Source organism: Corynebacterium tuberculostearicum (assembly GCF_046097465.1).
GTDB lineage: Bacteria > Actinomycetota > Actinomycetes > Mycobacteriales > Mycobacteriaceae > Corynebacterium > Corynebacterium tuberculostearicum_I.
Window position 1 is genome coordinate 2,280,999 of the sequence record NZ_CP175799.1, and the last position, 13,788, is coordinate 2,294,786.

Below are 13,788 nucleotides of genomic sequence, written 5' to 3' on the forward strand. Positions count from 1 at the left end.
CACCCAGCCTCGCAGAAAGCGAGGTACTGGGTGGCCTTAATCGTTGCCCCGAGTTACATCGGCTGGCCGGCGCCTGCTGGCGGCGGATTGTGGCCGTCATCATCGGAGTCGGAACCGGAGCCGGACTCTAGGTCGGTTCCGGCGGCGGTGGAGCCGCCATCGCCCGGAACGTCCGGGGTGATGGTGTCGGGCTCGCCGGCATCGATGGAGTCGGCGTCGTTTTCGCGCACCTCGGCATCGTCAAGCTGCGGCTCCTCGGTGTCCTCCGGCAGAGGCTTCGGGCGCGGGCTGAAGGTGAACTTCGCGCCCGTGTTGTCCTTGGACTCGCCGTCCCAGCCCTCGACGTCGACGGTGATGATCTCACCGGCGCCGATTTCGCCGAAGAGGATCTTCTCGGAGAGCTGATCCTCAATCTCGCGCTGGATGGTGCGGCGCAGCGGACGAGCACCCAATACTGGGTCGAAGCCGCGCTTAGCCAGCAGGTCCTTGGCCTTCTGCGTGAGCTCGATGCCCATATCGCGCTCATCCAGCTGCTTGGCCACGCGGCCGATGAGCAGCTCGACCATCTCCACAATCTGCTCCTGGGTGAGCTGGTGGAAGACGACGATGTCATCGATACGGTTCAAGAACTCTGGGCGGAAGTGCTTCTTCAGCTCGTCGTTGACCTTCTGCTTCATCCGGTCGTACTGAGCATCCGCATCATTCTCGGAGGAGCCGGTAAAGCCCAAGCCCACCGGCTTCGAGATGTCCTGGGTGCCCAGGTTCGAGGTAAAGATGAGAACGGTGTTCTTGAAGTCGACGACGCGACCTTGGCCGTCGGTAAGGCGGCCATCTTCCAGCACCTGCAGGAGGGTGTTGTAAATCTCCTTGTGGGCCTTCTCGATCTCATCGAAAAGCACGACAGAGAACGGCTTGCGGCGAACTTTCTCGGTCAGCTGGCCACCCTCTTCGTAGCCAACGTATCCCGGAGGGGCACCGAAGAGGCGGGAAGCGGTGAAGCGATCGTGGAACTCACCCATGTCGATCTGGATGAGGTCATCATCCGAACCGAAGAGGAAGTTAGCCAGGGACTTCGACAGCTCGGTCTTACCCACACCGGATGGGCCGGCGAAGATGAAGGAGCCGGATGGACGGCGCGGATCCTTGAGGCCGGCACGGGTGCGGCGGATGGCGCGGGAGACGGACTTGACCGCCTCGTCCTGGCCAATGATGCGCTTGTGCAGCTCCTCTTCCATGTTGAGCAGACGGTTGGATTCCTTCTCCGTCAGCTTTAGTACAGGGATACCGGTCCAGTGCGCCAGAACCTCGGCGATCTGGTCCTCGCCTACCTCGGCGATTTCCTCAAGGTCGCCAGAGCGCCACTGCTTTTCCTTCTCTGCGCGCTCCTCGCCCAGCTTGCGCTCCTTATCGCGCAGGCCGGCTGCCTTCTCAAAGTCCTGGGCATCGATGGCCGCTTCCTTTTCCTTGCGGACCTCAGCGATACGGTCATCGACCTCACGCAGGCCCTTCGGCGCGGTCATGCGCTTGATGCGCATACGAGCGCCAGCCTCATCGAGGAGGTCAACGGCCTTATCCGGCAAGAAACGGTCATTGATGTAGCGATCCGAGAGGGAAGCTGCAGCATGCAGCGCCTCATCGGTGTAGGACACGCGGTGGTGCGCCTCGTACTTATCGCGCAGGCCCTTCAGGATCAAGAAGGTGTCATCCAGGGAAGGCTCTTCCACCTTGACTGGCTGGAAGCGGCGCTCCAGGGCGGCATCCTTCTCGATGTGCTTGCGGTATTCCTCAAGGGTCGTAGCACCGATGGTCTGCAGCTCGCCACGAGCCAGCTTCGGCTTGAGCAGCGAGGCGGCATCGATGGCGCCTTCGGCAGCACCAGCACCAACCAGGGTGTGGATCTCATCGATGAACAAGATGATGTCGCCGCGCTGGTTAATCTCCTTGAGCACCTTCTTCAGGCGTTCTTCAAAGTCACCGCGGTAACGGGAGCCAGCAACCAGGGAGCCCAAGTCGAGCGAGTAAAGCTGCTTATCCTTAAGGGTCTCCGGAACCTTGCCGTTGACGATGTCGAGCGCCAAGCCCTCGACGACGGCGGTCTTACCAACGCCCGGCTCACCGATGAGGACCGGGTTATTCTTCGTACGGCGAGACAGCACCTGCATGATGCGCTCTACCTCGGACTCACGGCCGACGACCGGATCGAGCTTGCCGTCCTTAGCGGCCTGGGTGAGGTTGCGGCCGAACTGGTCGAGCACCAAGGAATTGGAACGCTCGCCGGAACCGCCGGAGCCACCACGGCCGCCCGCGCCGGCACCTGCACCAGCACCCGCGCCGACCGGACCGGAGCCCTGGCCGTTGGAGGAACCACCCTCCTGCTGGCCGCCCTCATAACCGGACAGCAGCTGGATAACCTGCTGGCGCACGCGCGGCAGGTCGGCGCCGAGCTTGGTCAGCACCTGGGCGGCAACGCCGTCGCCCTCGCGAATGAGACCCAATAGCAAGAACTCAGTACCGATGTACTTGTGTCCCATCTGCAGGCCTTCGCGCAGGGAAAGCTCCAAGACCTTCTTGGCGCGTGGGGTAAAGGGGATGTGGCCGGTGTGTGGCTGGCTGCCCTGGCCGATGATTTCCTCGACCTCGCGGCGGACATCCTCCAGGGAGATACCCATGGATTCCAGCGCCTTGGCAGCTACGCCTTCGCCCTCATGGATAAGGCCGAGCAGGATGTGCTCGGTGCCGATGTAATTGTGGTTAAGCATGCGTGCTTCTTCCTGCGCCAAAACGATGACGCGGCGAGCACGATCGGTAAACCTCTCGAACATGATTCCCCTATACTTTCGCTTCTAATGTGATACCCACTCTAACGCGGCAGTCCGCCGATAATTTCCGGTTTTGTTCCCAGATGCCCACAATACCGCCAGAATCCACCATATGCGCAGCTCACACGGGTGTACGCCGGTAGCGAACAGGGGCATGGGCATGTAATCTAGAATCGTTTTATCGTTCCCTGCCCCTCCCTACTATTAAAGGACGTCGCGACCGTGCCCCAGCTTCCTGAGTTCTTTGCCACCCAGCACAACCTGCACGAATTGGCCGTGTTGGATGAGGCTCCATCGTCTACCCTCTTTGCGGTCGAAGATGGAACCACGCACCAGCAGCTAAGCGTGGAAATCTTCGCCCCGGAAATTACCGGTGTGGTGGACAAGTCCACGCCACTGCATGGGTTGCGCCACCCAGCCATCGCGCCGCTGGTGGGCACGGGCACCACCGCGGACGGGCAGGAATTCATCGTGCGCGAAGGGACTTCCGGAACCCAGCTTTCTGAGCTGCCCAGTACTCTCAGCCGCGAGGAGGCTGCCGACGTCTTTGGTCCGCTGGCGGGTGCGGTGGACTTCTTGGTGTCGCGTAATCGGGCTGATTTTGCGGTGCATGGGCTAAGGGAGGCCCGGGTGGGCGTCGATAAGCAATGCCAGGTTTCGGTGCTGGCTGCGGCCGGCCCGTCCGGCGAAGAGCACGGCGATGCAGTGGCGGCGTTTGAAGAGCTCGTTGCCCGCAAATGCCCAGAATACAAGCCTACTGGCACGGCGGAGAGCGCCAAGGATGTGGTGGCTCAACTGCGCCCGCAGCGCGAATTCGATACCGCGCAGATTCCGCGCGTGCAGGAGCCAGAGCCGCGCCCTCAGCAGCAGTTCGCCCCGCCGCAACAGCAACAACCGCAGCCGCAACCGATGGCCCAACCCATGGCGCAGCCGCAGCAACCGATGGCACCCGCGCCGAAGAAGAAGGGCAAGGGCGGGCTCATTGCGCTCATCACGGTGCTGGCGGTGGCGGCGATTGCTGCTGCAGCCGCGCTGTGGTTCTTCCTGTCCTACCCCAGCTGGAATGATAAGGAGCAAAACCTCGCGGATGCGTATCCGGACTTGGTGGGCTCCCGCAGCGGCCAGGATGGCTTCGATGGGGCTAAGTGCTCCTCGCGCGAGCCGGAGCCTGGCCAGGAGGCCAAGATTTCCTGCGTGGGCGATGGGTTCAACTACATCGTGACCTACTACCCCAGCGTGGAGGAGCGCGATGCCATGCTTCCCGACGCCGAACCGGTCGAGCTTTCCAATGATCAGTGCACCATCCAAAGCTTTGAGACCACCGCGGATGTTCCGACCTACGTGATGGCCGTGGAAGGCACCCAGTCCGCATTCCTGGTGTGGGGCGATAAGGCTGAAGAGGAGCGGCTGAACCTGCCGCTGTGCGCCTCTTAACTCGCGCCCGAAAATTAAAGGCCCGCTGATGCGGGCCTTTATTTTGTCCTTGTGCCTATTCCGCGGAGGGTACGCGCTTGAGGAACGGAGCGAGCACAACGACCACCAGCGAAAGCACGCCGGCAAAAAGGAAGGCCCAGTGCGCGCCGTGAGCCGTCGCGGCTGCCTCGTTCATGCCTTGGGCCGCACCGGACTTGGTGCCACGGGTCAGGAAGGTCATCAGGAAAGCAGTGCCGGCCGCGCCCGCCAGCTGCTGCAGGGTATTGAGGATGGCGGAGCCGTGCGAGTAGAGCTCGTCTGGCAGGGAGGCCAGGGACGTCGTCATCAGCGGCGTCATCATAAGCGCGATGCCCAGGGCAAAGAGGATGTGCATGCCAATGACCATCCATACCGCACTGTCCTCGTTGAGCAGGGTCATCAGCCACGTGCCCGCGGCGAGGAGGAGGGCGCCTGGGATCATGAGCGGGCGGGGCCCGTGGATGTCATAGAGGCGGCCGACCATCGGCGAAATGCCGCCTTGGAGCAAGCCACCAGGCATGACGACGAGCCCGGTGACCAGCGAGCTTACCGCCAGGGAGGTCTGCAGGTAGATGGGTAGGATATTGACCACGCCGAGCAATAGCCCAAACATGAGCAGCATGCCCAGTACCGCCACGGTGAAGTTGGGAACCGTAAACGGGCGCATGTCCAAAAGAGCGCGATTGTCCTTGGCCAGGCGCAGCTGACGGCGGGTGAAAAGCGCCAAAGCCACGAGGCCAACGATGAGAACGACGATGTCTACCAGGCCTTCGCCCTCCAGCATGTTTTCCAGGGACGATACGGCGTAGACCAACCCGCCAAAGGCGATGACGGACAGGACGACGGACGGGAAATCCAGCGGGGTATCGCGCTTATCTCCCACGTTGACTAGGCGGAAATAGCCGGCGGCGCAGATAAGGCCGAGCAGCGGCACCATGGTCCAGAAGATGACGTGCCAGCTGGACATGCTCAACACGAAGCCACCTACCGTGGGCCCGAGCGCCGGGGCTACGGAAATAACCACGGAGATAATGCCCATCACGCTGCCACGGCGCTGCGGCGGGACGAGGGTCATCGCCACCGTCATCAGTGTAGGGATCATCAAGGCGGTGCCGGCCGCCTGGAATACGCGCCCCACCAGCAGCACGCCGAAGGCCGGGGCGAGCGCCGCCAGCACCGTACCGGCAAGAAATACGCCCGACGATGCCAAGAAGATCTGCCGGGTAGTGAACTTATCCATGAGAAAGCCGGTGGTCGGGATGACCACGCCCATGGTGAGGAGGAAACCGGTAAGCAGCCACTGGGCGGAGGTCGCGGGGATGCCGAAGTCCGCCATGATGGTGGGCAGCGCCACCGACAGGGCGGTCTCGTTCAGGATCATCACCATCGCGCCGAGGACGAGGATGGTGAGGTTGATTTTTACCTCTGCGGAAATGTGGGGATCTGGTTTCTGAGACACCCAGACAGGATACTGAGGCCGCGGGTGCGGGGAAAGTCGAGGAGTATAGTTTTAGTGTCTTCATCCGCGCGGTGAGACCGCGTCACCCGAGCCTAAAGCGAGGTACACCCCAGTGCGTTTTCTCAACGATTCCCATCCGCCGTACGAATTGACCTACTCCGACGTTTTCATGGTCCCGAGCCACTCCGAGGTGGGCTCGCGCCAGTTGGTAGACCTCACCACTGAGGACGGCACCGGAAATACCATCCCGCTCGTCGTGGCCAATATGACCGCCGTGGCCGGGCGCCGCATGGCCGAGACCATCGCCCGGCGCGGCGGGTTGACCATCCTGCCGCAGGACCTCTCCTTAGAAGCGGCCGCAGAAACCATCGCCTCTGTGAAGGCGGCAGACTTGGTCTATGACACCCCAATTACCGTCAAGCCGCACCACACCGTGGGCTATACCAGCAACCTTTTGCACAAGCGCGCCCATGGTGCCGCCATCGTGGTCGAGGGGGACATGCCCATCGGTATCATCACGCCGAAGGACCTGCGCGGACAGGATAACTTCACCGCCGTCGGCCAATTGATGACCACCGACTTGGTCACGCTGCCGGTGGGCATTGACCCACAGGAGGCTTTTACCAAGCTGCGCAAAACCTCCCGCAAGCTGGCGCCAGTGGTCAACCCGGATGGCACCTTGGCCGGAATCCTCACGAGGAAGGGCGCGGTGAGGGCGAAGATGTACCGGCCGGGCGTCGACAAGCAAGGCCGCTTGCACATTGGTGCTGCGGTGGGCATCAACGGTGATGTGGAAGGCCGCGCCCGCGCCTTGGCGGAGGCCGGTGCTGATGTGCTGGTCATCGATACCGCACACGGCCACCAGGAAAGCATGCTTACCGCGCTGCGCAAGGTCAAGGCGCTGGAACTGGGGCTTCCCATCGCTGCCGGCAATATCGTCACGGCTGAGGGCGTGCGCGAGTTGGCCGCGGCCGGCGCGGACATTATCAAGGTCGGTGTGGGCCCGGGCGCGATGTGCACCACCCGCATGCAGACTGGCGTGGGCCGCCCGCAGTTCTCGGCCGTCCTAGAGTGTGCTGCGGCCGCCCGCGAGGTAGGCGCCCACGTCTGGGCCGACGGCGGCGTGCGCGACCCGCGCGATGTCGCCCTCGCACTTGCCGCAGGTGCCTCCAATGTCATGATCGGCTCCTGGTTCGCCGGCACCTTTGAATCCCCAGGTGACCTGCACAAGGATGCCGACGGCGCCTTTTATAAAGAATCCTTCGGTATGGCGTCGCGCCGAGCGGTGCGCGGCCGCAACTCCGATACCGAGGCCTTTGAGCGCGCCCGCCGCGAGATGTTCGAAGAGGGCATTTCTACCTCTCGCATCTACCTCGACCCCGAGCACGGCGGCGTGGAGCACCTAGTAGACCGGATTGTCTCTGGCGTGCGTTCCTCGTGTACCTACGCCGGTGCCGATTCCCTGGCCGCCTTCCGCGAGCGCGCCACCGTGGGCGTGCAGTCCGCCGCCGGCTTTGCTGAGGGGCAGCCACGGGCCACGAACCGTTGACAGGCTGCATGCTACGTTGACAGATATGTTGACTCGCTATGACCAAGCGGCCTCCCGCGCGGCCGCGCAGGTTATGGGGCAGTACTCCACCAGCTTCTCCCTGGCCACGCGGCTTTTGCGCGGGCGGGTGCGCGCCGATATCCGCCACCTGTATGCGGTGGTGCGCATTGCAGACGAGCTTGTCGACGGCGCCGCAGCCCAAGCCCACACCGACCCCGCCGCCGCGCTGGATGCCTACGAGCAGACCATCTTGGCCGCACCGCAACGACGACTGCACACCGACCCGATAGTGCACGCTTATGCCATCACTGCTCGCCGCTGCGGCTTCCACCGCGAGTACCTTGCTGCCTTCTTTAACTCCATGCGTGCGGATCTCACCCAGCGCGAGTACTCCCCATCGGAACTGCAGGACTATATCTACGGCTCAGCGGAAGTCATTGGGTTATTGTGCCTGCAAATTTTCTTGGCCGAGGAGAACGTCTCCCCCGCAGACCGCGCCGCCATGGAGCGCGGCGCCCGCGCGCTGGGATCGGCTTTCCAAAAGATTAATTTCCTGCGTGACCTGGGTGAGGATAGCTCCACTTTGGGTCGAACCTATTTTCAGCAGGCCCCATCGGGACGGATTGATGAGGTCACCAAGTCCGCGCTCATCGCGGAGATCCGCCAGGAGCTCGCCACCGCCGCGCTCACCATCGACGTGCTCCCGGCCTCCGCGCGGGTCGGTGTGAGCGCGGCGGCGGATATCTTTGCCGAGCTCACCAATCGCCTCGCCGCCACTCCGGCTACGGCACTTGCCACCACGCGAGTATCCGTGCCGAACCACACCAAGGCTTGGCTCGCGGCCCGCGCGGTGCGCCGTCGCGGCCACAGCAACTAGACCCCGCCCCTAGCCGGAGATTAAGGAGAACAACATGCACGCCGTCGTCATTGGAGCCGGCATCGCCGGCCTCGCCACCGCCGCTTTGCTCGGCCGCGAGGGCTACGAGGTCACCGTCGTGGACTCGCTGGATGAGGTAGGCGGGCGCGCCGGCAGCTTTGCGGAGGCCGGCTTTCGCTGGGATACCGGCCCGTCGTGGTACCTCATGCCCGAGGCTTTCGATCACTTCTTTGCGCTGTGCGGCACCTCCACCGAGGCGGAGCTGGATCTAGTGGATCTCTCCCCTGCCTACCGCGTCTTTCATGGCGATGCGCCGGTGGACGTGCACTCCGGGATCGAGGAAGTCACCGCGCTTTTCGAGTCACTGGAGCCCGGCGCGGGGGAGAAAGTCCGCGCGTACTTGGCGCAGGCCAGCGATACCTATGAGATGGCGCTTAAGCACTTCCTTTACACCACCTTCTCCGCGCCGCTGAACCTGGTGCACCGCGATATCCGCAGCCGGCTTTCCCAGCTGGTGGCGTTGCTTACGGCGAACCTAAAACAGCATGTGGGCCGAACGTTTTCTGATGCCCGCCTGCGCCAAATCTTAAGCTACCCGGCGGTCTTTTTGTCCTCTGAGCCGGCCGCCGCACCGGCACTGTATTCCTTGATGAGCCACACCGACCTGGTGGAGGGCGTGCGCTACCCGCAGGGTGGCTTCGCCGCCGTGGTCCAGGCCGTCTACCGGCAGGCACAGAAATTCGGCGCTAGCTTCCGCTTAGGCGAGGAGGTGACCTCCATTAAGGTTGCCAACCGGCAGGTCACGGGCGTGCGCACGAATAAGGGCGCCATCCACGCCGATATTGTGGTGTCGGCAGCGGACTTGCACCATACCGAGACCCAGTTATTGCCTCCACAGCTGCGCACCTACCCGGAGCGCTATTGGGGCCGGCGCAATCCGGGCTTGGGCACCGTGCTCGTTTTGGCCGGGGTGAAGGGCGAGCTGCCAGAACTAGCACACCATACGCTGCTTTTTAGCCAGGATTGGGATCCGGATTTCCGCGCCGTCTATTCCGGTCCGGAGCCTTCCCGGCCATTGGGCGCCTCGGAGTCCATCTACGTGTCCAAGACCTCAGCCACCGACCCGAACGTAGCGCCCGCGGGCCACGAAAACCTCTTCATTCTGGTGCCGGTGCCGGCCGCGGAGGCGCCCGGGTTCGGCAATGCCTACCACGCAGAGGAATCCGAGCGCATTACCGCGATTGCCGACGCCGCCCTTAACCACATCGCAGCCACGGCTGGGGTGCCGGATTTGGTAGACAGGGTCGTCGTCAAGCGCACGCTCGGCCCTGCCGATTTTGCCGAGCGCTACCATGCTTGGTCGGCCGGTTCTATTGGGCCCGCGCACACGCTGCGGCAATCGGCGTTTTTGCGCGGGCGTAATGCCTCGCGCAAGGTCGATGGACTCTTCTACGCCGGTGCGACCACCGTGCCGGGCGTGGGCGTGCCGATGTGTCTGATTTCGGCCGAGAACATTATTAAGCGCCTGCGTGGCGATAAATCCGCAGGCCCGCTTGTGCACTAGCCCGGTACGGCAAAAGCCGCCAGCCACGCGGGCTGACGGCTAGCGATTGGCCGCTGGGCGGCTACTTCTGCTCTGGCTTAACCAGAGGGAAGAGCACGGTTTCGCGGATGCCCAAGCCGGTCAGGGCCATCAGCAGGCGGTCCATGCCCATGCCAGTGCCAGCTGTAGGAGGCATGCCCTGCTCCATAGCGGCAAGGAAGTCCTCATCCAGCACCATGGCCTCATCATCGCCACCGGCGGCCAGGCGGGCCTGATCCTCAAAGCGCTCGCGCTGGATAACCGGGTCCACCAGCTCGGAGTAGCCGGTTGCTAGCTCGAAGCCGCGGACGTAGAGATCCCACTTCTCGGTCACGCCCGGCTTGGAACGGTGCTGACGGGTCAGCGGGGAGGTCTCAACCGGGAAGTTCTTGACAAAGATGGGGCCTTCCAGCTGGTCCTCGCACAGGACCTCCCAGATTTCCTCCACCAGCTTGCCGTGGCCCCAGCCACCGTCCTTGGGGACGTCAAGGCCGATGACGTCGGCAATGCCCTTGAGCGTTTCGACGTCGGTATCGATGGTGACCTCCGGCTGGCCCGGGAACTTGCGCTGCAGGGCCTCATTGAGGGAGGGGTACATCTCGATTTCGGGCCACTCTTCGCCGCCGAAATCGAACTCGGTGCCATCCGCCAGGGTGACGGTGGTCGAGCCAAAGACGTCGCGCGCTACGGCCTGGATGGACTCGCGCGTCATGCGGGCGCAATCGTCGTAGTCGCCCCATGCAGCGTAGGTCTCGAGCATGGCGAACTCCGGCGAGTGGGAACGGTCCACGCCCTCGTTGCGGAAGTTACGGTTGATTTCGAAGACGCGGTCAATGCCGCCGACGACGGCACGCTTCAAGTACAGCTCCGGCGCAATGCGCAGGTAGAGGTCAATATCCAACGCATTGGAGTGGGTGATAAACGGGCGAGCGGCCGCGCCACCGTGCAGGGTCTGCAACATCGGGGTCTCGATTTCAACGAAATCCTGGCTTTCCAGGTAGTTACGCAGCGCGCGCATGACCTTCACGCGGATCATGGCGTTCTTGCGGGCCTCTTCGCGGATAATGAGGTCGTTATAGCGCTGGCGCACACGGGTATCTTCTGCCATATCGGCAAAGGACACCGGCAGCGGGCGCAGGGACTTAGCGGCCATGGTCCACTCAGAGACCATGATGGACAGCTCGCCGCGGCGGGAGGAAATTACGCGGCCGCGCACGGAGATGAAATCGCCCAAGTCAACATCGGACTTCCAAGCGTCGAGGCGCTCCTTGCCTACCTCGGCCAAAGAAAGCATGGCCTGCACCTGGGTGCCGTCGCCATCTTGCAGGGTGGCAAAGCACAGCTTGCCGGTATTGCGCATAAAGATAAGGCGGCCGGCAATGGCGTGGGTTACCTCGGTTTCCTCGCCTGGGGCCAGGTAGGTCACGCCTTCTTCCGTGCCCGGCTCTTCACCCTCGGCCACTACGCGGAAATCGTGGCGCAAATCCTTCAAAGAGATGGTGCGCTCAACGGTGACCGGGTAGGCCTCTACGCCGGATTCCAGCAGGCGATCGCGCTTCTCACGGCGGATGCGCAGCTGCTCAGGGACATCGTTTACTTCATTATTCTTCTGCTCGCTCACGTTAGCCTAGGGTAGTCGATCCCCACCGCAGCACGCGATTTAGCCCACGCCACCCTCACCCCGGAAAAGATTTACGCATAATTCACTTCACCGTCACCTCCGCGCCAACGCACAGTTACTGAGATCCCCTTATATAAATGGCTGTCCCCGTGTCTAAACAATACTTTCAACCCATTTGGAGCAGTAATAATGGCGCTTAAAGGCCGCAACCTTCTCTCTAGTCTCTTTGCCTCCTCTCGTTCCAGCCTGACCTGCACCTACAAGTGCGGTAATGCTTGCTTTGGCGAGTGCGAGAACAAGTCCAATAACCCGTACTTTGCTGACCAGTTCTCCCGCCGTACCGCGCTGCGTGCGGGCAGCCTGTCCGTCGTAACCGTTGGCGGCGGCGCTGCTTTGGCGGCCTGCTCCAACCCGGATGATGCGTCTAATGAGGCTTCTTCCTCCGAGGGCAAGGGCGGCAAAACCTCTGAGGCGAACATTGAGCTCACCTCCGCAGAGGGCATGAAGTTCGACCCAGTACAGCCAAACGAGAAGGACGAAGTGGTCATCCCGGATGGCTACGAGCAGTCCGTCCTCATTGCCTGGGGCGACCCGCTGTTTGAGGACGCGCCGGAATTCGATGACAAGAACCAGACCGCCGAGGCAGCCGAGAAGCAGTTCGGATTCAACAATGACTTCGCTGGCCTTATTGAGCACCCGGACGATGACAACCGCCTTATCTACGTCTGCTCCCACGAGTACACCACCGAGCCGCAGATGTTCCCCAACTACGATGCGGATAACCCGACCGAGGAGCAGGCCAAGATCGGCTGGGCTGGCCACGGCCACTCCATCGTGGAGGTATCTAAGGTTGGCAAGACCGGCGAGCTCAAGCGCGAGTTCGGCCCTCTCAACCGCCGCATCACCGCCACCACCGAATTCACCCTGGTGGGCCCAGCTGCCGGCTCCGATTACGTCAAGACTTCCGCCGATAAGACCGGCAAGAAGGTTAAGGGCACCCTGAATAACTGCTCCGGCGGCATCACTCCGTGGAATACCATGCTTTCTGGCGAAGAGAACTTTGACCAGTACTTCGCCCACGCCAAGCTGGATGACAAGAAGGCGCAGGAGTCCCTAGAGCGCTTCGGCATGGAAGACGGCGAGTCCCAGCGCAAGTGGGAGCGCTTTGATAAGCGCTTCGACGTCTCCAAGGAGCCGAACGAGCCAAACCGCTTTGGCTGGATCGTAGAAATCAACCCGCTGGACCCGAAGTCCACCCCGGTCAAGCACACCGCGCTGGGTCGCTTCAAGCACGAAGCCGGCAACATCCACATCGCATCCGATGGCACCGTCGTGTGCTACTCCGGCGATGACTCCCGCTTCGAGTACATCTACAAGTTCATCTCCACCAAGAAGTACAAAGAAGGCGACATCGAGCACAACCTCACCATCCTGGACCACGGCACCCTGTACGTGGCCAAGGTAGAGGGCAACTCCCCAGAGGACGAGATTGACGGCTCCGGTGTGCTGCCAGAGGATGGTGCCTTCGACGGCAAGGGCGAATGGATCAAGCTGCTGACCTCCGATACGGAGAACAACAAGTTCGAGTCCCACGTTGATGGCATGTCTGCCGAAGAGGTTGCCGTCTACACCCGTGAGGCCGCCGATAAGGTGGGCGCCACCAAGATGGACCGTCCTGAGGATATGCAGGTTCACCCAGACTCCGAGAAGGTCTACGTGGCCCTGACCAACAATAAATACCGCGGCGCTACCGGTGAGAATGCCAAGAAGAACAAGGAAGAGCCGATGGAGTGGGCTCCCATCAAGGAGAACAAGAACGGCTTGGTCATGGAGATTGAAGATGACCACGCTGGCGAGAAGTTCACCTGGAACCTCTTCTTGGTCTGCGGTGACCCGAAGGAAGCAAATACCTACTTTGGTGGCTTTGATAAGGAGAAGGTCTCCCCAATTTCCTGCCCGGATAACCTGGCCTTCGATAGTCACGGCAACCTATGGATCTCCACCGACGGTAACGCGCTGGAGTCCAACGATGGCCTCTACGCCGTGACCACTGAGGGCGATACCCGCGGTGAGCTCAAGTGCTTCCTTACCGTTCCGGCGGGCGCCGAGACCTGCGGCCCCATCGTCACCGATGAGCGCGTGATGGTTAACGTTCAGCACCCAGGCGAGACCGATGACGCCACCTTTGAAAAGCAGACCTCCCACTGGCCAGAGGGTGGCAAGTCCACCCCACGCCCGGCAGTGGTTGTGGTGTGGAAGAAGGACGGCAACATCGGCGTCGATAAGAAGTAAGCACCACCTGGTTTAAGCACCCACCGCGCGGCCCTCGTTCCTCCACTGGAACTGGGGCCGCGCTGTTGTTTTCCCTGCCGGCAGCATGAGGTACTGCGCCGCCTGCGCCTTCCAAATATAAATCCACCCGCCGGTCT

Annotated in this window: 8 protein-coding genes; 5 read left to right on the forward strand and 3 right to left on the reverse strand. The window is 62.3% G+C overall.

Annotation, left to right across the window (positions count from 1 at the left end):
- Positions 1-53: 53 nt before the first annotated feature.
- Positions 54-2,822, reverse strand: a complete 2,769-nt coding sequence (locus tag ACKFRX_RS10815; RefSeq protein WP_408927828.1) for an ATP-dependent Clp protease ATP-binding subunit — start codon at positions 2,820-2,822, stop codon at positions 54-56.
- Between the two features lie 219 nt (positions 2,823-3,041).
- Between ACKFRX_RS10815 and ACKFRX_RS10820 the strand changes: the two genes are divergently transcribed.
- Positions 3,042-4,253, forward strand: coding sequence for a serine/threonine protein kinase (locus tag ACKFRX_RS10820; RefSeq protein WP_408927829.1), 1,212 nt, complete (start codon positions 3,042-3,044; stop codon positions 4,251-4,253).
- Between the two features lie 55 nt (positions 4,254-4,308).
- Here ACKFRX_RS10820 and ACKFRX_RS10825 read toward each other — a convergent pair whose 3' ends face one another.
- Positions 4,309-5,730 carry an MDR family MFS transporter gene (locus ACKFRX_RS10825; protein WP_408927830.1) on the reverse strand — a complete coding sequence of 474 codons (1,422 nt, stop codon included), beginning with the start codon at positions 5,728-5,730 and terminating at the stop codon, positions 4,309-4,311.
- 112 nt (positions 5,731-5,842) lie between these two features.
- Between ACKFRX_RS10825 and ACKFRX_RS10830 the strand changes: the two genes are divergently transcribed.
- Genes ACKFRX_RS10830 through crtI form a run of 3 tightly spaced genes read left to right on the forward strand, consistent with a single transcriptional unit; the run spans position 5,843 to position 9,720 of the window.
- Entirely contained in the window at positions 5,843-7,279 is a 1,437-nt protein-coding gene (locus tag ACKFRX_RS10830) for a GuaB1 family IMP dehydrogenase-related protein (protein ID WP_408927831.1), read from the forward strand.
- A gap of 25 nt (positions 7,280-7,304) precedes the next feature.
- The gene (locus ACKFRX_RS10835) at positions 7,305-8,156 is read left to right on the forward strand and encodes a phytoene/squalene synthase family protein (protein WP_408927832.1); all 852 of its coding nucleotides are present in this window, start codon (positions 7,305-7,307) and stop codon (positions 8,154-8,156) included.
- 34 nt (positions 8,157-8,190) lie between these two features.
- A complete protein-coding gene (gene crtI / locus ACKFRX_RS10840) occupies positions 8,191-9,720 on the forward strand; it encodes a phytoene desaturase family protein (protein ID WP_408927833.1) in 1,530 nt (509 codons plus the stop codon).
- Between the two features lie 61 nt (positions 9,721-9,781).
- Here crtI and lysS read toward each other — a convergent pair whose 3' ends face one another.
- A complete protein-coding gene (gene lysS, locus ACKFRX_RS10845; RefSeq protein ID WP_005325682.1) occupies positions 9,782-11,359 on the reverse strand; it encodes a lysine--tRNA ligase in 1,578 nt (525 codons plus the stop codon).
- A 189-nt stretch (positions 11,360-11,548) separates the two neighbouring features.
- Between lysS and ACKFRX_RS10850 the strand changes: the two genes are divergently transcribed.
- A complete protein-coding gene (locus ACKFRX_RS10850; protein WP_408927834.1) occupies positions 11,549-13,651 on the forward strand; it encodes a PhoX family protein in 2,103 nt (700 codons plus the stop codon).
- Positions 13,652-13,788 lie beyond the last annotated feature (137 nt).